The organism is Pseudomonas benzenivorans (assembly GCF_024397895.1).
Classification (GTDB): domain Bacteria; phylum Pseudomonadota; class Gammaproteobacteria; order Pseudomonadales; family Pseudomonadaceae; genus Aquipseudomonas; species Aquipseudomonas benzenivorans_A.
The window spans coordinates 3221672-3242056 of the sequence record NZ_CP073346.1 but is presented as its reverse complement, the minus strand read 5'-3'; the positions used below and the strand labels follow the sequence as shown (position 1 = coordinate 3242056).

The 20385-nt window shown below is 60.2% G+C and carries 32 protein-coding genes; 1 reads left to right on the top strand and 31 read right to left on the bottom strand.

The genetic code is table 11. The annotated features are described in order from the left end of the window. Positions 1 to 10: 10 nt before the first annotated feature. On the bottom strand, positions 11 to 1399 hold the full coding sequence (locus tag KDW96_RS15100) for an MFS transporter (RefSeq protein ID WP_255837050.1): 1389 nt from the start codon (positions 1397 to 1399) through the stop codon (positions 11 to 13). A 134-nt stretch (positions 1400 to 1533) separates the two neighbouring features. Here KDW96_RS15100 and uvrA point away from each other — a divergent pair, with 134 nt between their 5' ends. Beyond that, on the top strand, positions 1534 to 4392 hold the full coding sequence (uvrA, locus tag KDW96_RS15095) for an excinuclease ABC subunit UvrA (RefSeq protein ID WP_255837049.1): 2859 nt from the start codon (positions 1534 to 1536) through the stop codon (positions 4390 to 4392). Positions 4393 to 4459: 67 nt separating this feature from the next. Here the strand turns inward: uvrA and bfr are convergent, their stop codons facing one another. The 30 genes from bfr to rpsJ form a co-directional block, all read right to left on the bottom strand. Beyond that, the gene (bfr, locus tag KDW96_RS15090; RefSeq protein WP_255837048.1) at positions 4460 to 4924 is read right to left on the bottom strand and encodes a bacterioferritin; all 465 of its coding nucleotides are present in this window, start codon (positions 4922 to 4924) and stop codon (positions 4460 to 4462) included. Between the two features lie 186 nt (positions 4925 to 5110). Beyond that, complete coding sequence (locus tag KDW96_RS15085; RefSeq protein WP_255837047.1) at positions 5111 to 6490, bottom strand: Na+/H+ antiporter NhaC family protein; 1380 nt, start codon at positions 6488 to 6490, stop codon at positions 5111 to 5113. 167 nt (positions 6491 to 6657) lie between these two features. Further along, on the bottom strand, positions 6658 to 7044 hold the full coding sequence (gene rplQ / locus KDW96_RS15080) for a 50S ribosomal protein L17 (protein ID WP_213641484.1): 387 nt from the start codon (positions 7042 to 7044) through the stop codon (positions 6658 to 6660). A gap of 42 nt (positions 7045 to 7086) precedes the next feature. After that, a complete protein-coding gene (locus KDW96_RS15075; protein ID WP_255837046.1) occupies positions 7087 to 8088 on the bottom strand; it encodes a DNA-directed RNA polymerase subunit alpha in 1002 nt (333 codons plus the stop codon). 22 nt (positions 8089 to 8110) lie between these two features. Beyond that, positions 8111 to 8731, bottom strand: a complete 621-nt coding sequence (gene rpsD / locus KDW96_RS15070) for a 30S ribosomal protein S4 (RefSeq protein WP_255837045.1) — start codon at positions 8729 to 8731, stop codon at positions 8111 to 8113. Between the two features lie 17 nt (positions 8732 to 8748). Beyond that, positions 8749 to 9138 (bottom strand): 30S ribosomal protein S11, encoded by a 390-nt coding sequence (gene rpsK, locus KDW96_RS15065; RefSeq protein ID WP_013789773.1) that lies wholly within the window; start codon positions 9136 to 9138, stop codon positions 8749 to 8751. A 30-nt stretch (positions 9139 to 9168) separates the two neighbouring features. Further along, the gene (gene rpsM, locus KDW96_RS15060) at positions 9169 to 9525 is read right to left on the bottom strand and encodes a 30S ribosomal protein S13 (RefSeq protein ID WP_255837044.1); all 357 of its coding nucleotides are present in this window, start codon (positions 9523 to 9525) and stop codon (positions 9169 to 9171) included. Between the two features lie 133 nt (positions 9526 to 9658). Continuing rightward, positions 9659 to 9775 carry a 50S ribosomal protein L36 gene (rpmJ, locus tag KDW96_RS15055; RefSeq protein WP_003281814.1) on the bottom strand — a complete coding sequence of 39 codons (117 nt, stop codon included), beginning with the start codon at positions 9773 to 9775 and terminating at the stop codon, positions 9659 to 9661. 28 nt (positions 9776 to 9803) lie between these two features. Further along, on the bottom strand, positions 9804 to 11129 hold the full coding sequence (secY, locus tag KDW96_RS15050; protein ID WP_255837043.1) for a preprotein translocase subunit SecY: 1326 nt from the start codon (positions 11127 to 11129) through the stop codon (positions 9804 to 9806). Further along, the gene (gene rplO, locus KDW96_RS15045) at positions 11130 to 11564 is read right to left on the bottom strand and encodes a 50S ribosomal protein L15 (RefSeq protein WP_255837042.1); all 435 of its coding nucleotides are present in this window, start codon (positions 11562 to 11564) and stop codon (positions 11130 to 11132) included. A gap of 3 nt (positions 11565 to 11567) precedes the next feature. Next, positions 11568 to 11747: a 50S ribosomal protein L30 gene (rpmD, locus tag KDW96_RS15040; protein ID WP_255837041.1), complete on the bottom strand. Its 180-nt coding sequence runs from the start codon at positions 11745 to 11747 to the stop codon at positions 11568 to 11570. Positions 11748 to 11749: 2 nt separating this feature from the next. Beyond that, on the bottom strand, positions 11750 to 12250 hold the full coding sequence (rpsE, locus tag KDW96_RS15035; protein WP_255837040.1) for a 30S ribosomal protein S5: 501 nt from the start codon (positions 12248 to 12250) through the stop codon (positions 11750 to 11752). A 3-nt stretch (positions 12251 to 12253) separates the two neighbouring features. Further along, entirely contained in the window at positions 12254 to 12604 is a 351-nt protein-coding gene (gene rplR, locus KDW96_RS15030; protein ID WP_255837039.1) for a 50S ribosomal protein L18, read from the bottom strand. A gap of 10 nt (positions 12605 to 12614) precedes the next feature. Next, positions 12615 to 13148, bottom strand: a complete 534-nt coding sequence (gene rplF, locus KDW96_RS15025) for a 50S ribosomal protein L6 (protein WP_255837038.1) — start codon at positions 13146 to 13148, stop codon at positions 12615 to 12617. Positions 13149 to 13160: 12 nt separating this feature from the next. Next, positions 13161 to 13553, bottom strand: a complete 393-nt coding sequence (gene rpsH / locus KDW96_RS15020) for a 30S ribosomal protein S8 (protein WP_160347652.1) — start codon at positions 13551 to 13553, stop codon at positions 13161 to 13163. A gap of 183 nt (positions 13554 to 13736) precedes the next feature. Continuing rightward, positions 13737 to 14042 carry a 30S ribosomal protein S14 gene (rpsN, locus tag KDW96_RS15015; protein WP_255837037.1) on the bottom strand — a complete coding sequence of 102 codons (306 nt, stop codon included), beginning with the start codon at positions 14040 to 14042 and terminating at the stop codon, positions 13737 to 13739. Positions 14043 to 14055: 13 nt separating this feature from the next. After that, positions 14056 to 14595: a 50S ribosomal protein L5 gene (gene rplE / locus KDW96_RS15010; RefSeq protein WP_255837036.1), complete on the bottom strand. Its 540-nt coding sequence runs from the start codon at positions 14593 to 14595 to the stop codon at positions 14056 to 14058. A 20-nt stretch (positions 14596 to 14615) separates the two neighbouring features. Next, complete coding sequence (gene rplX / locus KDW96_RS15005) at positions 14616 to 14930, bottom strand: 50S ribosomal protein L24 (RefSeq protein WP_009397501.1); 315 nt, start codon at positions 14928 to 14930, stop codon at positions 14616 to 14618. Between the two features lie 11 nt (positions 14931 to 14941). Continuing rightward, entirely contained in the window at positions 14942 to 15310 is a 369-nt protein-coding gene (rplN, locus tag KDW96_RS15000; RefSeq protein ID WP_003243907.1) for a 50S ribosomal protein L14, read from the bottom strand. 23 nt (positions 15311 to 15333) lie between these two features. After that, the gene (gene rpsQ / locus KDW96_RS14995) at positions 15334 to 15600 is read right to left on the bottom strand and encodes a 30S ribosomal protein S17 (protein WP_255837035.1); all 267 of its coding nucleotides are present in this window, start codon (positions 15598 to 15600) and stop codon (positions 15334 to 15336) included. Between the two features lie 2 nt (positions 15601 to 15602). Beyond that, the gene (gene rpmC, locus KDW96_RS14990; RefSeq protein ID WP_002555481.1) at positions 15603 to 15794 is read right to left on the bottom strand and encodes a 50S ribosomal protein L29; all 192 of its coding nucleotides are present in this window, start codon (positions 15792 to 15794) and stop codon (positions 15603 to 15605) included. Further along, positions 15794 to 16207: a 50S ribosomal protein L16 gene (gene rplP, locus KDW96_RS14985; RefSeq protein ID WP_003243901.1), complete on the bottom strand. Its 414-nt coding sequence runs from the start codon at positions 16205 to 16207 to the stop codon at positions 15794 to 15796. Before rplP ends, rpmC begins: the two co-directional genes overlap by 1 nt. A gap of 12 nt (positions 16208 to 16219) precedes the next feature. After that, positions 16220 to 16906: a 30S ribosomal protein S3 gene (rpsC, locus tag KDW96_RS14980; RefSeq protein WP_255837034.1), complete on the bottom strand. Its 687-nt coding sequence runs from the start codon at positions 16904 to 16906 to the stop codon at positions 16220 to 16222. Between the two features lie 13 nt (positions 16907 to 16919). Next, entirely contained in the window at positions 16920 to 17252 is a 333-nt protein-coding gene (rplV, locus tag KDW96_RS14975; RefSeq protein WP_003103908.1) for a 50S ribosomal protein L22, read from the bottom strand. Between the two features lie 13 nt (positions 17253 to 17265). Then, positions 17266 to 17541: a 30S ribosomal protein S19 gene (gene rpsS / locus KDW96_RS14970; RefSeq protein ID WP_010486981.1), complete on the bottom strand. Its 276-nt coding sequence runs from the start codon at positions 17539 to 17541 to the stop codon at positions 17266 to 17268. A gap of 16 nt (positions 17542 to 17557) precedes the next feature. After that, the gene (gene rplB, locus KDW96_RS14965) at positions 17558 to 18382 is read right to left on the bottom strand and encodes a 50S ribosomal protein L2 (protein ID WP_255837033.1); all 825 of its coding nucleotides are present in this window, start codon (positions 18380 to 18382) and stop codon (positions 17558 to 17560) included. Between the two features lie 14 nt (positions 18383 to 18396). Continuing rightward, positions 18397 to 18696: a 50S ribosomal protein L23 gene (gene rplW, locus KDW96_RS14960; protein ID WP_069901955.1), complete on the bottom strand. Its 300-nt coding sequence runs from the start codon at positions 18694 to 18696 to the stop codon at positions 18397 to 18399. Beyond that, the gene (gene rplD / locus KDW96_RS14955) at positions 18693 to 19295 is read right to left on the bottom strand and encodes a 50S ribosomal protein L4 (protein WP_255837032.1); all 603 of its coding nucleotides are present in this window, start codon (positions 19293 to 19295) and stop codon (positions 18693 to 18695) included. Before rplD ends, rplW begins: the two co-directional genes overlap by 4 nt. A 12-nt stretch (positions 19296 to 19307) precedes the next feature. After that, entirely contained in the window at positions 19308 to 19943 is a 636-nt protein-coding gene (gene rplC, locus KDW96_RS14950) for a 50S ribosomal protein L3 (protein WP_255837031.1), read from the bottom strand. An 83-nt stretch (positions 19944 to 20026) separates the two neighbouring features. Beyond that, the gene (rpsJ, locus tag KDW96_RS14945; RefSeq protein ID WP_213641498.1) at positions 20027 to 20338 is read right to left on the bottom strand and encodes a 30S ribosomal protein S10; all 312 of its coding nucleotides are present in this window, start codon (positions 20336 to 20338) and stop codon (positions 20027 to 20029) included. Positions 20339 to 20385: the final 47 nt, after the last annotated feature.

The following is a 20385-nucleotide window of genomic DNA, read 5'->3' as shown; positions in this document are numbered from 1 at the left end:
TCCTAGGCTTTCAGCACGTCGCCGGCGCCGAATTGATCAGGCGCTCCAGGGACATGCGATCCAATTGTTGGGTATCCACTTTGATATAGATGGCGGCCTCGTCGGCCACCACCACGGCATCCGCCACTCCAGGCACTGCCAGTAATCGCTCGGCCAGCCCCGCTTCTTGCAATGCCGCCGCTGAAAGCGGCAGGCGCAGGCTGGTGACATAAGGCGGTTCGCGCATAGTAACAGCAAAGACCAGCCAAAGCAGGGCCAGCACGGCGCAGCCGAGGAACACGCCCGACAGGCTGTAGTGCTGGTACAGCCAGCCGCCGAGGATGCCACCCAGGGCCGCGCCGAGGAACTGGCTGGTGGAGTACACGCCCATCGCCGTGCCCTTGCCGCCGGCCGGGGCCACCTTGCTGATCAGCGAGGGCAGCGAAGCCTCCAGCAGGTTGAACGCGGTGAAGAACACCACGGCGCCCAGCACCAGCGCACCCAGGCTGCTGCCCCAGACCCAGAAATACAGCTCGCAGGCCAGCAGCACCGCCACCGAGCCCAGCAGCACGCGCTTCATCTGACGCTTCTTCTCGCCATAGATGATGAACGGCAGCATGCCGAAGAAACCCACCAGCAACGCGGTCAGGTAGACCCACCAGTGCTCTTCCTTGGGCAGGCCGCCCTGCTCCACCAGGGCCAGCGGCAGGGCGACGAAGCTGGCCATGAGGATGGCGTGCAGGGCGAGGATGCCGAAGTCCAGGCGCAGCAGGTCGGTATGCTTCAGGGTCGGCCAGAGCGCCTGCCTGGCCACGCCCGACTCGCGGTGCTGCAACGGCCCGGCCGTACGCGGCACCAGGCCGGCGACGATCAGAATGCCCAGCAGGGCCATGGCCGCGGTGACCCAGAACAGCCCGGACAGGCCGAAGGCGCGGGTCAGCAGCGGCCCGACCACCATGGCCACGGCGAAGGACAGGCCGATGCTCATGCCGATCATCGCCATCGCCTTGGTCCGGTGCTGCTCGCGGGTCAGGTCCGACAGCAGCGCCATCACCGCCGCGGAGATGGCTCCGGCGCCCTGCAGCACGCGCCCGGCGATCACCCCATAGATCGAGTCGGCGTTGGCCGCCAGAACGCTGCCGGCGGCGAAGATCAGCAGCCCGACATAGATCACCGGACGGCGGCCGATGCGGTCGGAAAGCATGCCGAAGGGAATCTGCAGAAACGCTTGGGTCAGGCCGTAGGCGCCAATAGCCAGGCCGATCAGCGCCGGCGTGCTGCCGCGCAGCTCCATGCCGTAGGTCGCCAGCACCGGCAACACCATGAACATGCCGAGCATGCGAAAGGCAAACACCAGGGCCAGGCCACCGGCCGCGCGGGTTTCGCCGCCACTCATGCGCTCGCTGTGCGGATCGTGCATTTACCAGAACCCCATCGAAACAAGGCGGCGATTCTAGCAGCCATCCCGCCTGCGGCACAGGCGCGCACTTTGCCGCAGGGTGCAAGCGGGCCGTATACTCGAGGGTTTCCGCCCGCCAAGCGAGGCCGCTGTTTGTGGACAAGATTCTGATCCGTGGGGCACGCACCCATAACCTGAAAAACATCGACCTGACCCTGCCGCGGGACAAGCTGATCGTGATCACCGGCCTGTCCGGCTCCGGCAAATCCTCCCTGGCCTTCGACACCCTGTATGCCGAGGGCCAGCGCCGCTACGTCGAATCGCTTTCGGCCTATGCCCGGCAGTTCCTGTCGATGATGGAGAAGCCCGACGTCGACACCATCGAGGGCCTGTCACCGGCCATCTCCATCGAGCAAAAGTCCACCTCGCACAACCCGCGCTCCACCGTCGGCACCATCACCGAAATCTACGACTACCTGCGCCTGCTCTACGCCCGCGTCGGCATCCCGCGCTGCCCGGACCACGACGTACCGCTGGAGGCGCAGACCGTCAGCCAGATGGTCGACCAGGTGCTGGCCCTGCCCGAGGGCCGCAAGCTGATGCTGCTGGCCCCGGTCATCCGCGAGCGCAAGGGCGAGCACCTGTCGGTGTTCGAGGAGCTGCGCGCCCAGGGTTTCGTCCGCGCCCGGGTCAACGGCCGCCTGCATGAACTGGACGAGCTGCCCAAGCTGGACAAGCAGAAGAAGCACTCGATCGACGTGGTGGTCGACCGCTTCAAGGTCCGCGAAGACCTGCAGCAGCGCCTGGCCGAGTCCTTCGAGACCGCCCTCAACCTGGCCGACGGCATCGCCCTGGTGGCGCCAATGGACGAAGAGCCCGGCGAGGAGATCATCTTCTCCGCGCGCTTCGCCTGCCCGCACTGCGGCCACTCGATCAGCGAGCTGGAACCCAAGCTGTTCTCCTTCAACAACCCCGCCGGCGCCTGCCCGACCTGCGACGGCCTGGGGGTCAAGCAGTTCTTCGACACCAAGCGCCTGATCAATGGCGAGCTGACCCTGGCCGAAGGCGCGATCCGCGGCTGGGACCGGCGCAACGTCTACTACTTCCAGATGCTCGGCTCGCTGGCCGCGCATTTCGGCTTCAGCCTGGAAATCCCCTTCGACGAACTGGCCGCCGAACAGCAGAAAGTCATCCTGTTCGGCAGCGGCGCGCAGAACGTCGACTTCAAGTACCTCAACGACCGCGGCGACATCGTCAAGCGTTCACACCCCTTCGAGGGCATCGTGCCGAACCTGGAGCGGCGCTACCGCGAAACCGAATCGGCCAGCGTGCGCGAGGAGCTGGCCAAGTTTCTCAGCACCCAACCCTGCCCGGACTGCCGCGGCACCCGCCTGCGCCGCGAGGCGCGCCACGTGTGGATCGGCGAGCGCACCCTGCCGGCAGTCACCGGCCTGCCGGTGGGCGAGGCCTGCGACTATTTCGGCGAACTGCACCTGACCGGCCGCCGTGGCGAGATCGCCGAGAAGATCCTCAAGGAAATCCGCGAGCGCCTGCAGTTCCTGGTCAACGTCGGCCTCGACTACCTGACCCTGGACCGCAGCGCCGACACCCTGTCAGGCGGCGAGGCCCAGCGCATCCGCCTGGCCAGCCAGATCGGCGCCGGCCTGGTAGGGGTGATGTACATCCTCGACGAGCCCTCCATCGGCCTGCACCAGCGCGACAACGAACGCCTGCTCGGCACCCTCACCCACCTGCGCAACCTGGGCAACACGGTCATCGTGGTCGAGCACGACGAGGACGCCATCCGCCTGGCCGACTACGTGGTCGACATCGGCCCCGGCGCTGGCGTGCACGGCGGCCGCATCGTCGCCGAGGGCACCCCGGACGAGGTGATGAACCACCCGGACTCGCTGACCGGCAAGTACCTCTCCGGCCGGGTGCGCATCCGCTACCCGGAGACCCGCACGCCCATCGACCGCAAGAAGCTGCTCAAGCTCAAGGGCGCCCGCGGCAACAACCTGCGCAACGTCGACCTGGAGCTACCGGTCGGTCTGCTGACCTGCGTCACCGGGGTGTCCGGCTCGGGCAAGTCGACCCTGATCAACAACACCCTGTTCCCCCTCGCGGCCACCGCGCTGAACGGCGCCACCACCCTGGAAGCCGCCGCCCACGACAGCTTCGACGGCCTGCAGCACCTGGACAAGGTGGTCGACATCGACCAGAGCCCGATCGGCCGCACCCCGCGCTCCAACCCGGCCACCTACACCGGCCTGTTCACTCCGATCCGCGAGCTGTTCGCCGGCGTGCCGGAGTCGCGCTCGCGCGGTTATGGTCCGGGCCGCTTCAGCTTCAACGTCAAGGGCGGGCGCTGCGAGGCCTGCCAGGGCGACGGCGTGATCAAGGTGGAGATGCACTTCCTGCCGGACATCTACGTGCCCTGCGACGTGTGCAAGGGCAAGCGCTACAACCGCGAGACCCTGGAAGTGAAGTACAAGGGCAAGAGCATCACCGAGGTGCTCGACATGACCATCGAGGAGGCCCGCGGCTTCTTCGACGCGGTCCCGGCGATTGCACGCAAGCTGCAGACCCTGATGGACGTCGGCCTGTCCTACATCAAGCTGGGGCAGAGCGCGACGACCCTGTCCGGCGGCGAGGCGCAGCGGGTCAAGCTGAGCCGAGAGCTGTCCAAGCGCGACACCGGCAAGACTTTGTACATCCTCGACGAGCCGACCACCGGCCTGCACTTCGCCGACATCCAGCAGCTGCTCGACGTGCTCCACCGCCTGCGCGACCACGGCAACACCGTGGTGGTGATCGAGCACAATCTGGACGTGATCAAGACCGCCGACTGGCTGGTAGACCTCGGTCCCGAGGGCGGCTCGAAAGGTGGCCAGATCATCGCCTGCGGCACCCCGGAAGAGGTCGCGGAAATGGCCCAGTCACACACCGGCCACTTCCTCCGCCCCCTGCTGCAGCGCGATCGCCTGCCCGCCGCCGCTGGCGTCACCAGCTGACCCGGCGCGCCTCAGCACCACGAAAAAGCCCCGGCAATCCGGGGCTTTTTCTTACCTGCCGTGGCGGCTAGAGCTGCGCCTGCAGGTACTTCTCCAGGCCCAGCTTGTCGATCAGCTGCAACTGGATCTCCAGCCAGTAGGCGTGGTCCTCTTCGGTATCCTTCAGCTGCGCGAGGAGGATGTCGCGTGTCTGGTAGTCCTGGTGGCGCTCGCACAGCTCGATCCCCTTGCTCAGGGCCGCGCGCACTTCGTACTCCAGCGCCAGATCGAGCTTGAGGGCCTCCGGCACGCTCTGCCCGAACGTGAAGGGCGCCGGCGTCATGTCTGGCAGGCCCTCGAGAAACAGGATGCGCTGCAACAGGGCATCGGCGTGCTGGGTTTCCTCTTCCATCTCGTGATTGATGCGCACGAAGAGCTTGTCGAAGCCCCAATCCGCATACAGCCGCGAGTGAATGAAATACTGATCGCGAGCGGCCAGCTCACCCTTGAGCAACACTTTCAAATAGTCGATGACTTCGACTTGGCCTTTCATCCGGACATTCCTTGGGTAACGGCGGAAAACAGCGGCCCATGCTGGTCGCAGCGGGCCGGCCGGTCAAGCCCGAAGGCAAACGCCTCCCGAAGGAGGCGCTTGGTCTATCTGCCCCGCAGTGCATTCATCGCGCCGTTCTGGGGCGCGCGCAGAGCACAAGAAGCAGGCACCGATCACCGCCAACCGCTAGGCAATCAGCACGAAGCCTACGAACGCCAGACCCGCCGCGATCAAGGTGTAGGGCAACTGCGTCAACGCATGGCTGATCAGGTTACAACCCGAACCCTGGGCGGCCAGCACCGTGGAGTCACTGTAGAAACAGGCCTGGCTGCCGAAGGCCGAGGCCGACAGCAAGGCGCCGATCACCAGCGGGATATCGGCATTCAGGGCATAGGCCAGGGGCATGACGATCGGGATGGTCACCGCGAAGATCCCCCAGGACGAACCGGTGGCGAATGCCAGCAGGGCCATCGCCACGAACACCACGCCCGGCAACAACTGGGCGCTCATGTAGGGCTGCAGCGACGCAACCACGAACTGCGGCAACAGCAGCTGGTCACAGACATCCTTGAAGATAAACGCCGCGATAACCGTACCGATGGCCGGCAGCATCGACTTGAAGCCCTCCATCATCTGCTCGAGCATCTCGTCCAGCGGCATCAACCCCTGCACCAGGTAGAAAGGCACCACCAGGGCCAGCGTCGCCAGCATGCCCATCCACACGTCGATATCGAAATACACGGTAAAGCCGACCAGCAGCAGCAGGGGCAGCAGAAAGTTGTAGAGCTTGCCGCGCGCCTCGCCGGACTGCTCCAGGCCGTCCTCCGAGCCCTGGGCACCAAGGTCCAGCCCGGAACCCAGCTCTCCGACGTGCATGGCGCCGGCCGAACCATGACGGGCAAGCACTTCCGCCTTGCGCATCGGCCCGATGGCCGGGATCAGCCCACCGGCCACCAGCAGCACGATCAGCACCGACAGCCAGGCATAGAACATGTAGGGAATGGCCTGCATGTAAACGCTGATACCACTGCCCGCCTCGGCGATGCCGTTGCTCTCCAGCAGCCCGCCGAAGAACACCGCCCAGGTCGACAACGGTACCAGCACGCACACCGGCGCGGCGGTGGAGTCGACCACATAGGCCAGCATCTCCCGCGACACCTTGAAGCGGTCGGTGACGCGCTTCATGGTCTCGCCGACGGTCAACGCATTCAGGTAGTCGTCGACGAAGATCACCACGCCGAGCACACAGGTCATGAGCAAGGACGAGCGCCGCCCCTTCGCCAGCTTCAGCGCAGCCCGGCCGAACGCCAGCGCGCCGCCGGTGCGTACCAGCAAGGCGATCAGCGCGCCGAAGCTGCCGCAGACCAGGATCAGCCAGCCGATGGTCTCATCCTGCATCACCTTGAGCGATATCTCGGCAAAGCCGGAAAGTGAGTGCTGCGGGCCGAGCAGGAGCAGGCCACTGATGGCGCCAAGCAGCAGCGCAAGGATAGGTCGACGCAGCCAGATGGCGCAGACCAGCACGACGACGGGGGGAATCAAACTCAACGCGGTAGGTTCGGACATGATAGGCACTTGTTGTTATAGGAGGCCGGTAGGCGGCGGAAAGGAAGTCGAAGCAACCATACCCGAGGCACCAGGCGCACACAATATCAAACACGACGTGCGGAATATCATTCATTCAGGCAACAAAAAACCGGGCCTGAGCCCGGTTCCTTGTCACAACCTACAACTTACTCAGCAGCTTCCACTGCGCCGCCGACCGGACGGTCGACCAGCTCAACGTAAGCCATCGGCGCGTTGTCACCAGCGCGGAAACCGCACTTGAGGATGCGCAGGTAGCCGCCCTGACGGGTGGCGTAGCGCTTGCCCAGGTCGTTGAACAGCTTGCCGACAATGGCTTTCGAACGGGTACGATCGAATGCCAGACGACGGTTAGCAACGCTGTCTACCTTGGCCAGAGTGATCAGCGGCTCGGCAACGCGACGCAGTTCTTTGGCTTTCGGCAGAGTAGTTTTGATCAGCTCGTGCTCGAACAGCGAAACCGCCATGTTCTGGAACATGGCCTGGCGGTGCGCGCTGGTACGGCTCAGGTGACGGCCACTTTTACGATGACGCATGGTTCAATTCCTTACCAAACTCACGTTCGGTGATGATGACGATCAGGCAGTCGCCTTATCGTCTTTCTTCAGACTTGCCGGCGGCCAGTTGTCGAGGCGCATACCGAGGGACAGACCGCGAGAGGCCAGAACATCCTTGATTTCGGTCAGGGATTTCTTGCCCAGGTTCGGGGTTTTCAACAGTTCTACTTCGGTGCGCTGAATCAGGTCGCCGATGTAGTAAATGTTTTCTGCCTTCAGGCAGTTGGCCGAACGCACGGTCAATTCCAGGTCATCTACCGGACGCAGCAGGATCGGATCGATCTCGTCTTCCTGCTCGACTACCACAGGCTCACTGTCACCCTTGAGGTCGACGAACGCGGCCAGCTGCTGCTGCAGAATGGTCGCGGCACGACGGATAGCCTCTTCCGGATCCAGGGTACCGTTGGTTTCCAGGTCGATAACCAGCTTGTCCAGGTTGGTACGCTGCTCGACGCGAGCGTTTTCCACCACGTAAGACACACGGCGCACCGGGCTGAACGAAGAGTCGAGCTGCAAGCGACCAATGCTGCGGCTCTCGTCTTCGTCGCTCTGGCGGGCGTCAGCCGGCTCATAGCCGCGGCCACGGGCCACGGTGAGCTTCATGTTCAACGCGCCATTGGCGGCCAGGTTGGCGATCACGTGGTCGCCGTTGACGATTTCGACATCGTGATCCAGCTGAATATCGGCAGCGGTAACTACACCCGAGCCCTTCTTCGCCAGAGTCAGCGTCACTTCGTCGCGACCGTGCAGCTTGACAGCCAGACCTTTAAGGTTGAGCAGGATCTCAATCACATCTTCCTGCACACCTTCGATGGCGCTGTACTCATGGAGCACACCGTCAATCTCGGCCTCGACTACTGCACAGCCAGGCATGGAGGACAACAGGATGCGGCGCAGCGCGTTGCCCAAGGTATGGCCGAAACCACGCTCGAGAGGCTCGAGGGTGATCTTGGCGCGGGTCGGACTGACCACCTGCACATCGATATGGCGGGGGGTCAGGAACTCATTTACCGAAATCTGCATGGATGCACCTATTTTCTAGCCCTTACTTGGAGTAGAGCTCGACAATCAGGCTTTCGTTGATGTCGGCGGAGAGGTCACTGCGAGCCGGGACGTTCTTGAACACGCCGGACTTCTTCTCAGTGTCTACTTCTACCCATTCAACGCGGCCACGCTGGGCACACAGCTCAAGAGCCTGAACAATGCGCAGCTGATTCTTCGACTTCTCGCGAACAGCAACGACGTCGCCAGCTTTAACCTGGTAGGACGGGACGTTTACGGTCTGACCGTTGACGCTGATCGCTTTGTGCGAAACCAGCTGACGGGATTCGGCACGGGTAGCGCCGTAACCCATACGGTAAACCACGTTATCCAGACGGCATTCCAGCAGCTGCAGCAGGTTCTCGCCGGTGGCGCCCTTCTGGCTGGCAGCTTGCTTGTAGTAACCGCTGAACTGACGCTCGAGAACGCCGTAGATACGACGGACTTTCTGCTTTTCACGCAGCTGGGTGCCGTAGTCGGACTGACGGCTACGGCGCTGGCCGTGAATACCAGGGGCTGCTTCGATGTTGCACTTCGATTCCAGAGCGCGAACGCCGCTCTTCAGGAACAGATCGGTGCCTTCACGACGAGACAGTTTGCATTTGGGACCAATGTAACGAGCCATTTCTCACTGTCTCCTGATTACACGCGACGCTTCTTCGAAGGACGGCATCCGTTGTGCGGGATGGGCGTCACATCGGTGATGCTGGCGATCTTGTAACCGCAGCCGTTCAAAGCACGGACGGCGGACTCACGACCCGGACCGGGACCCTTGACGTTCACGTCGAGGTTCTTCAGGCCGTATTCCAGCGCAGCTTGACCAGCACGTTCGGCAGCCACCTGGGCGGCGAACGGGGTGCTCTTACGCGAGCCGCGGAAACCCGAGCCACCCGAGGTAGCCCAGGACAGGGCGTTACCCTGACGGTCGGTAATGGTCACGATGGTGTTGTTGAACGACGCGTGGATATGGGCGATGCCATCAACCACCGTCTTTTTGACTTTCTTACGAGTACGAGCAGCAGGTTTTGCCATGACTAAATTCCTGTCGATTCGCCAATGCGATTACTTGCGGATCGGCTTGCGCGGGCCCTTGCGGGTGCGGGCGTTGGTCTTGGTACGCTGACCGCGAACCGGCAGACCACGGCGATGGCGCAGGCCGCGATAGCAGCCCAGATCCATCAAGCGCTTGATTTTCATGTTCACTTCACGGCGCAGGTCACCCTCGGTATTCACCTTGGCGACTTCACCACGCAGCTGCTCGATCTGCTCGTCAGAGAGATCCTTGATTTTTACCGCCGGATTGACACCGGTAGCAGCACAGATTTTCTGTGCGGTAGTGCGACCGACACCAAAGATGTAAGTCAGCGAGATAACAGTGTGCTTGTTATCCGGAATGTTTACGCCTGCAATACGGGCCATTCAGTGGAACTCCAATTGACAGCTACCTACGCCCCGGAAGCCAAGAAATAGGGCGCGAGATATTAACGCTGTAGAAACAAATAATCAACCCGGCAGCGCACTAGCTGCCGGGCTTATCACGCTTCACTCACACTCAGCCTTGGCGCTGCTTGTGACGCGGCTCCGCGCTGCAGATCACGCGCACGACACCGTCGCGACGGATAATCTTGCAGTTGCGGCACAGCTTTTTCACCGATGCACGAACTTTCATCACCAACTCCTCGAACCTTATGGGTACCTCAGCGCATCATGCCGCTGCCGTAGCCCTTCAGGTTGGCTTTCTTCATCAGGGATTCGTACTGGTGCGAAACGAGGTGCGATTGTACTTGCGACATGAAGTCCATCACAACCACCACCACGATCAGCAACGAGGTCCCGCCAAGGTAGAACGGTACGTTGGCCGCCACCACCAGGAACTGGGGCAACAAGCATACGGCCGTCATGTACAGAGCACCGAACATGGTCAAGCGGGTCAACACGCCATCGATATAGCGCGCGGACTGCTCACCCGGACGGATACCCGGAATAAAGGCACCGGACTTCTTCAGGTTTTCCGCTACGTCTTTCGGGTTGAACATCAGCGCCGTATAGAAGAAGCAGAAGAAAACGATCCCTGCACTAAACAGCAAAATGTTCAACGGCTGACCAGGAGCGATAGCCTGCGAAATATCCTGCAGCCAGCCCATACCTTCGGACTGACCAAACCAGGCACCCAGCGAGGCCGGGAACAACAGAAGGCTGCTGGCGAAAATCGCCGGGATAACCCCAGCCATGTTCACCTTCAACGGCAGGTGGCTGGTCTGCGCAGCAAAAACCTTGCGGCCCTGCTGACGCTTGGCGTAATGCACCGCAATGCGACGCTGACCACGCTCAATGAACACCACGAAACCGATAATCGCTACTGCCAACAAACCGATGGCGATCAGCGCGAAGATATTGATATCGCCCTGACGAGCAGACTCGAAAGACTGCCCGATCGCCGCCGGCAGACCGGCCACGATGCCTGCAAAAATCAGCATCGAGATACCGTTGCCAACACCGCGCTCGGTGATTTGCTCGCCCAGCCACATCATGAACATCGCACCCGCCACAAAAGTGGTGATTGCGACGAAGTGGAAGCCGAAACCGTCCGAAAACGCTACGCCCTGACTCGCCAAGCCAACGGACATGCCGATCGCTTGAACGAACGCCAGGACGAGAGTGCCGTAGCGGGTGTATTGGCTGATCTTGCGACGACCAGCCTCACCTTCCTTCTTCAACTGCTCCAGCTGCGGGCTGACGGCGCTCATCAACTGCATGATGATCGATGCCGAAATGTACGGCATGATCCCCAGCGCGAAGATGCTCATCCGTTCCAGCGCGCCGCCGGAAAACATGTTGAACAAGCTAAGAATGGTCCCCTCATTCTGTCGAAACAGGTCCGCCAGACGGTCAGGGTTTATCCCCGGAACTGGGATGTGTGCGCCGATCCGGTAGACGATGATCGCCATGAACAGGAAGCGCAGTCGAGCCCAGAGCTCGGATAACCCGCCATTGCTGAGCGCTGAGAGAGCACCTTTAGCCATTTAGTCCTCGAACTTACCGCCAGCTGCTTCGATAGCCGCGCGCGCACCCTTGGTGGCGGCGATACCTTTAAGGGTGACCGCGCGAGTAACCTCACCGGACAGCATGACTTTCACACGCTGTACGTTCTGGTTAATCAGGTCGGCATCCTTCAGCGCCTGCAGAGTAACAACGTCGCCTTCGATCTTGTTCAGCTCGGAGGTACGCACTTCGGCGCGATCCATAGCCTTCAGAGACACGAAACCGAACTTGGGCAGACGACGATGCAGAGGCTGCTGGCCGCCTTCAAAACCCGGAGCAATGGTGCCGCCGGAGCGCGAGGTCTGACCCTTGTGGCCGCGGCCACCGGTCTTGCCCAAGCCGCTACCGATGCCACGGCCCGGACGGTGCTTCTCGCGACGGGAACCCGGCGCAGGACTCAAATCGTTCAGGTACATGGATTAACCCTCCACGCGCAGCAGATAGTAAGCCTTGTTAATCATGCCGCGATTCTCCGGAGTATCCAGAACCTCGACGGTGTGATTAATGCGGCGCAGGCCTAGGCCCTTGACGCAAGCTTTGTGGTTGGCCAGACGGCCATTCACGCTCTTGATCAGCGTGACTTTTACGGTACTAGCCATGGTTAGAGAATCTCCTCGACGCTCTTGCCACGCTTGGCCGCAACAGACTCTGGAGACTGCATAGCCTTCAGACCCTTGAAGGTGGCATGCACCACGTTCACTTGGTTGGTCGAGCCGTAGCACTTGGCCAGAACGTTCTGCACACCAGCAACTTCCAGCACGGCGCGCATGGCGCCGCCGGCGATGATCCCGGTACCTTCCGAGGCCGGCTGCATGTACACCTTGGAGGCGCCGTGGGCGGCCTTCATGGCGTACTGCAGAGTGGTGCCGTTCAGGTCCACCTGGATCATGTTGCGACGAGCAGCTTCCATCGCCTTTTGGATGGCGGCCGGCACTTCACGGGACTTGCCGCGGCCGAAACCGACGCGACCCTTACCATCACCTACCACGGTCAACGCGGTGAAAGTGAAGATACGGCCACCCTTAACGGTCTTGGCTACGCGGTTAACCTGTACCAGCTTCTCGATATAGCCTTCGTCGCGCTTTTGGTCGTTATTTGCCATAACTTAGAACTCCAGCCCGCCTTCACGAGCAGCATCAGCCAGCGCCTTGACGCGGCCGTGGTACTTGAAGCCAGAACGGTCGAATGCGACCTGAGTCACACCAGCGGCTTTCGCACGCTCAGCAACCAGCTGACCAACTTTCTTGGCCGCGTCGACGTTGCCAGTGGCGCCATCACGCAGTGCTTTGTCCAAGGTAGAGGCGCTGGCCAGAACCTTGCTGCCGTCGGCCGAAATGACCTGGGCGTAAATGTGCTGCGAGGAGCGGTACACGCAGAGACGCACGACTTCGAGCTCGTGCATTTTCAGGCGTGCTTTGCGCGCGCGACGCAGTCTTGTTTCTTTCTTGGCGGTCATTTGCTAGGCCCTACTTCTTCTTGGCTTCTTTACGACGGACGACTTCGTCAGCGTAACGAACACCTTTGCCCTTGTAAGGTTCAGGACGACGGAAGTCACGAATCTCCGCAGCAACCTGACCAACCAGTTGTTTGTCGACACCCTTGATCAGGATATCGGTCTGGCTCGGGGTTTCGGCGGTCACGCCTTCCGGCAGCTCGTAGTCGATCGGATGGGAGAAGCCCAGAGCCAGCGACAGCACCTGACCTTTGGCTTGCGCCTTGTAACCAACGCCGACCAGCTGCAGCTTGCGCTCGAAGCCAGTGCTAACGCCGATCACCATATTGTTGACCAGAGCACGAGTGGTACCGGCCATTGCGCGAGTCTGCTGGTCGCCGTTGCGAGCAGCGAAACGCAGCTCATCGGCTTCCTGGACCACTTCAACAGACGAGTGAACTTTCAGTTCCAGAGTACCCTTGGCACCCTTTACCGAAAGCTGCTGACCGGCGAGTTTGATCTCGACTCCGGACGGCAGCTTGACGGGGTTTTTAGCAACGCGAGACATGGCTATCCCCCCTTAGAACACAGTGCAAAGCACTTCGCCGCCGACACCGGCAGCGCGCGCAGCGCGATCCGTCATCACACCTTTATTGGTGGAGACGATGGATACGCCGAGACCGCCACGAACCTTCGGCAGATCATCGACGGACTTGTACTGGCGAAGGCCGGGACGGCTCACGCGCTTAACTTCTTCGATGACCGGACGGCCTTCGAAGTACTTCAGCTCGATGGACAGCTGCGGCTTGCTTTCGCCGCTGATCTGATAACCCGCAATATAACCTTCGTCCTTGAGAACTTTGGCTACAGCCACCTTCAACGTGGAAGACGGCATGCTTACGACGGACTTTTCAGCCATCTGGGCATTACGGATACGAGTTAGCATGTCCGCTAACGGGTCCTGCATACTCATGGGCTAGACGCTCCTGATACAAAAAGAATTAGCCTTGCGGCTAAGAGTCACCGAATGCCCCGGGCAAAACTGGGCCCAGGCTCAGGCGAGCCGAACATTCTAGAGACTGCTCAAAAATGAATCAAGCCCCAAAGGGGCTCGATTCACATAAAGACAAAGCCGGCACAGGGCCGGCTTCGCGTATTACCAGCTGGCTTTCACCAGACCTGGTACATCACCGCGCATTGCAGCTTCGCGCAGCTTGATACGGGACAGACCGAACTTGCGGAATACGCCGTGCGGACGACCGGTGATGCGGCAGCGGTTGCGCAGGCGCGAGGCGCTGGCGTCACGCGGCTGCTTCTGCAGGGCTACCTGGGCTTCCCAACGCGCTTCCGGACTGCTGTTCGGGTTGGCGATGACAGCCTTCAGCTCGGCACGCTTCTTGGCGTACTTGGCTACCGTTTGCTGACGCTTCAGCTCACGGTTCTTCATGCTCATTTTGGCCATGATCGAACTCCAGTCAGTTGCGGAACGGGAATTTGAAGGCGCGCAGCAGCGCACGACCTTCATCATCCGTACGGGCGGTGGTGGTCAGGGTGATGTCCAGACCGCGCAGCGCATCGATTTTGTCGTAATCGATTTCCGGGAAGATGATCTGCTCTTTCACGCCCATGCTGTAGTTGCCGCGACCATCGAAGGACTTGGCATTCAGGCCGCGGAAGTCACGCACGCGCGGCAGGGAGATGGACAGCAGACGATCGAGGAACTCGTACATACGCTCGCGGCGCAGGGTTACCTTGACGCCGATCGGCCAACCTTCACGAACCTTGAAGCCTGCAATCGACTTACGGGCATGAGTCACAACGACTTTCTGACCGGTGATCTTTTCCAGGTCGGCTACCGCGTTCTCGATGATCTTCTTGTCACCGATCGCTTCGCCCAGGCCCATGTTCAGGGTGATCTTGGTGATGCGCGGAACTTCCATCACGTTCGCGAGCTTAAGTTCTTCCTTAAGCTTCGGCGCGATTTCTTTCCGGTAAATCTCTTTTAGTCGTGCCATGGTCTTCTACCTAGCAGTGTTCAAGCATCAACCGCTTTTTGGGTCGACTTGAAGACACGAATTTTCTTACCGTCCTCAACCTTGAAACCAACGCGGTCAGCCTTGTTGGTTTCGCCGTTGAAGATGGCCACGTTAGAAGCGTGCAGCGGCGCTTCTTTCTCGACGATACCGCCTTGAACGCCCGACATCGGGTTCGGCTTGGTATGGCGCTTGACCAGGTTGATCCCGCCAACGACCAGACGGTCGTCAGCGAGCACCTTCAGCACCTTACCGCGCTTACCCTTGTCCTTGCCGGCGATCACGATGATCTCGTCGTCACGACGAATCTTTTGCATGTCGGATCTCCTTACAGCACTTCAGGGGCGAGCGAGACGATCTTCATGAACTTCTCGGAACGCAGTTCACGGGTCACGGGCCCAAAGATACGGGTGCCGATCGGCTCTTGCTTGTTGTTCAGCAGAACAGCAGCGTTGCCGTCGAAGCGAATGATCGAGCCATCGGCACGGCGTACGCCGTGACGGGTACGGACGACGACCGCAGTCATCACCTGGCCCTTCTTCACCTTACCGCGCGGAATCGCTTCCTTGACGGTAACTTTGATGATGTCGCCGATGCCAGCGTAGCGGCGATGCGAGCCACCCAGCACCTTGATGCACATGACGCGGCGTGCACCACTGTTGTCGGCCACATCGAGCATGGATTGAGTCTGAATCATATAATTTCTCCGACCCTTAGCCCTTAGACTTCCACTGCGCGTTCGAGAACTTCAACCAGCGCCCAAGACTTGGTCTTGGCCATCGGACGGGTTTCGCGAATGGAAACCTTGTCGCCGATGTGGCACTGGTTGCTTTCGTCGTGCGCGTGCAGCTTGGTCGAACGCTTGACATATTTGCCGTAGATCGGGTGCTTAACGCGACGCTCGATCAATACGGTGATGGTCTTGTCCATCTTGTCGCTGACGACACGGCCGGTCAGCGTACGGACTGTTTTTTCGGCTTCAGCCATGATCACTTACCTGCCTGCTGGTTGAGCACAGTTTTCACACGAGCGATGTCGCGCTTAACTTGCGAGAGCAGGTGAGACTGCCCCAACTGGCCAGTTGCTTTCTGCATGCGCAGATTGAACTGGTCGCGCAGCAGGCCGAGCAGTTGCTCGTTCAGCTGCTGTGCTGATTTTTCACGAAGCTCATTCGCTTTCATCACATCACCGTCCGCTTAACAAAGGTGGTGGCGAGCGGCAGCTTTGCAGCAGCCAGGGCGAAAGCCTCACGCGCCAGCTCTTCGGAAACGCCTTCGATTTCATACAGGACTTTGCCTGGCTGAATCTGGGCTACCCAATATTCAACGCCACCCTTACCTTTACCCATCCGCACTTCGAGAGGCTTCTTGGTTACCGGCTTGTCAGGGAACACGCGAATCCAGATCTTGCCGCCACGCTTAACGTGACGAGTCAGAGCACGACGAGCGGACTCGATCTGACGGGCGGTGAGACGACCGCGGGCAACAGACTTCAGCGCGAACTCGCCGAAGCTGACCTTGCTACCGCGCTGAGCCAGGCCACGGTTGTGGCCGGTCATCTGCTTGCGGAACTTCGTACGCTTTGGTTGCAACATTTGGCGTACCCCTTACTTGGCAGCTTTTTTACGAGGAGCGGGCGCCTGCGGCTTGAGCTCTTCCTGGCGGCCACCGATGACCTCGCCCTTGAAGATCCAAACCTTGACACCGATCACACCGTAGGTGGTGTGCGCTTCGTAGGTGTTGTAGTCAATGTCAGCGCGCAGGGTGTGCAGCGGCACACGACCTTCGCGGTACCACTCGGTACGTGCGATTTCCGCACCGCCGAGACGACCACTTACCTGGATCTTGATGCCCTTGGCACCAATGCGCATGGCGTTCTGTACGGCGCGCTTCATGGCGCGACGGAACATCACACGACGCTCCAGCTGCTGGGCGACGCTCTGGGCAACCAGCATCGCGTCGAGTTCCGGCTTGCGGATCTCTTCGATGTTGATGTGTACCGGCACACCCATTTGCTTGGTCAGGTCCTGACGCAGCCTCTCAACATCCTCACCTTTCTTGCCGATCACGATACCGGGACGGGCGGTGTGGATGGTGATGCGTGCGGTTTGAGCCGGACGAGCAATGTCGATACGGCTTACGGACGCGCTTTTTAGTTTGTCTTGGAGGTACTCACGCACTTTCAGATCTGCGAACAAATAGTCCGCATAAGTCCGACCGTCTGCGTACCAGACGGATGTGTGATCCTTGACGATTCCCAGGCGAATGCCAGTGGGATGTACTTTCTGACCCATCTGATCGACTCCGTTACTTGTCCGCAACCTTGACAGTGATATGGCAAGACCGCTTGACGATGCGATCAGCGCGGCCTTTGGCACGCGGCATGATGCGCTTCAGCGAACGCCCTTCGTTGACGAAAACGGTGCTGACCTTGAGGTCATCGACATCGGCGCCTTCGTTGTGCTCGGCGTTGGCAACGGCCGACTCCAGCACTTTCTTCATGATTTCCGCGGCTTTCTTACTGCTGAAAGCCAACAGGTTGAGCGCTTCGCCCACCTTCTTCCCGCGGATCTGGTCGGCGACCAAGCGGGCTTTCTGGGCGGAGATTCGAGCGCCCGACAACTTAGCGGCTACTTCCATCTTTCCTTACCCCTTAACGCTTGGCTTTCTTGTCAGCCACGTGCCCACGATAAGTGCGGGTACCGGCAAACTCGCCCAGTTTGTGACCGACCATGTCTTCGTTCACGAGAACCGGGACATGCTGACGACCGTTATGTACAGCGATGGTCAGACCGACCATCTGCGGCAGGATCATCGAACGGCGCGACCAGGTTTTCACCGGCTTGCGATCGTTCTTCTCCACCGCCACTTCGATCTTCTTCAGTAGGTGAAGATCAATAAAAGGACCTTTTTTCAGAGAACGTGGCACTGTCGTATCCCTCTATTTACTTGCGACGACGGACGATCATGTTATCGGTGCGCTTGTTACCACGAGTCTTCGCGCCCTTAGTCGGGAAGCCCCATGGAGACACCGGATGACGACCACCAGAGGTACGACCTTCACCACCACCGTGTGGGTGGTCGACCGGGTTCATGGCAACACCACGAACGGTCGGGCGAACGCCACGCCAGCGCTTGGCACCGGCCTTACCCAGCGAACGCAGGCTGTGCTCGGAGTTCGAGACTTCGCCCAGGGTCGCACGGCACTCGGCCAATACTTTGCGCATCTCACCGGAACGCAGACGCAGAGTCACATAGACGCCTTCACGAGCGATCAGCTGAGCCGAAGCACCAGCGGAACGTGCGATCTGAGCACCTTTGCCCGGCTTCAGCTCGATACCGTGAACGGTCGAACCTACCGGAATGTTGCGCAGCTGCAGGCTGTTACCGGCCTTGATCGGCGCCATGGCACCGGATACCAGCTGATCGCCAGCTACCACGCCCTTGGGCGCGATGATGTAGCGGCGCTCGCCGTCGGCATACTTCAGCAGAGCGATGTGAGCAGTACGGTTCGGATCGTATTCCACGCGCTCGACAGTGGCAGGAATGCCATCTTTGTCGTTGCGACGGAAGTCGACCAGACGGTAATGCTGCTTATGGCCACCACCGATATGACGGGTGGTGATACGGCCATTGTTGTTACGACCGCCAGTCTTCGACTTCTTCTCGAGCAGCGGAGCATAAGGAGCGCCTTTGTGCAGCTCCTGGTTGACCACCTTGACCACAAAACGGCGGCCAGCGGAAGTCGGTTTGCATTTAACGATTGCCATGATGCACCCCTTCCTTACTCAGCACTGCTGGCGAAATCGAGATCTTGGCCCGGCTGAAGGGAGATGATCGCCTTCTTCCAGTCGTTACGCTTGCCCAGACCGCGAGCGGTGCGCTTGCTCTTACCCAGAACGTTCTGAGTAGTCACGCGCTCAACCTTCACACTGAACAGGCTTTCGACGGCCTTCTTGATTTCCAGCTTGGTTGCATCGGTTGCAACCTTGAAAACGAACTGGCTTTTTTTGTCAGCCAGCAGAGTGGCCTTCTCGGAGATGTGCGGGCCAAGCAGCACTTTGAATACGCGTTCCTGGTTCATCCCAGCAGCTCCTCGAATTTCTTCACGGCAGAAACGGTGACCAGCACCTTTTCATACGCGATCAGACTGACCGGATCGGAACCCTGCACGTCGCGAACATCGACATGCGGCAGGTTGCGGGCAGCCAGGTACAGATTCTGGTCAACAGCATCGGACACGATCAGAACGTCGTTCAGACCCATGCCATTCAGCTTGCCCAGCAGTTCTTTGGTTTTCGGCGCTTCAACGGAGAAGTCCTCGACCACGACCAAACGCTCGGTACGCACCAGCTCAGCAAGGATCGAACGGATGGCCGCGCGATACATCTTCTTGTTCAGCTTCTGGTCGTGATTCTGCGGACGCGCCGCGAAAGTCACGCCACCGCCACGCCAGATCGGACCACGAGTGGTACCCGCACGAGCACGACCGGTGCCCTTCTGACGCCACGGACGCTTACCGCCGCCGGACACGTCGGAACGGGTCTTCTGCTGCTTGCTGCCCTGACGGCCGCCAGCCATGTAGGCCACAACTGCTTGGTGAACCAGGGTCTCGTTGAACTCGCCACCGAAAGTCGCTTCGGAAACTTCGATCGCCTGAGCGCCATTTACATTTAATTGCATGTCAGCTTCCCCTTAACCGCGAGCCTTGGCTGCCGGACGCACAACCAGGTTGCCGCCAGTAGCGCCAGGAACGGCACCCTTGACCAGCAGCAGGTTGCGTTCAGCGTCGACGCGCACTACTTCCAGGGACTGCACAGTCACACGCTCAGCACCCATGTGACCGGACATTTTCTTGCCCTTGAAGACGCGACCCGGAGTCTGGCACTGGCCAATGGAGCCCGGTACGCGGTGGGACACGGAGTTACCGTGAGTGTTGTCTTGGCCGCGGAAGTTCCAACGCTTGATGGTACCGGCAAAGCCTTTACCCTTGGACTGACCGGTGACATCCACCAGTTGACCAGCTTGGAAAATTTCAGCGTTGATCTGGTCGCCGGCCTGGTAGTCGCCGCCTTCGAGACGGAACTCCCAAACACCACGACCTGCCGCGACGTTCGCCTTGGCGAAGTGACCGGCCTGAGCCTTGCTGACACGAGAAGCGCGGCGCTCGCCAACAGTGACCTGCACTGCGCGATAGCCATCGGACTCTTCAGTTTTGAACTGGGTGACGCGATTCGGCTCGATCTCAATGACCGTGACCGGAATGGAGACACCTTCTTCGGTGAAAATGCGGGTCATGCCGCACTTACGACCGACTACACCAATAGTCATGTTGTAAACCTCATGAGTGTACGGGGCTTTCACCCGCTATGGCCGCCCATTTCAGAGCGTTACACGACTAAAACCCCAAGGTTTTAGCCGAGGCTGATCTGCACTTCCACGCCAGCCGCAAGATCGAGCTTCATCAGCGCGTCAACGGTTTTATCCGTTGGCTGGACGATGTCCAGAACACGCTTGTGGGTACGAATTTCATACTGATCGCGCGCGTCTTTGTTGACGTGCGGAGAAGTCAGTACGGTGTACCGCTCTTTGCGGGTAGGCAGAGGAATCGGACCACGCACCTGAGCACCAGTACGTTTCGCGGTTTCCACGATTTCCTGGGTAGATTGATCGATCAGGCGATGGTCAAAAGCCTTCAACCGAATACGGATTTGTTGGTTTTGCATTTTGACCTCAGATTCCAAGCTGCTATTCCCAACGGACGCAATACGCC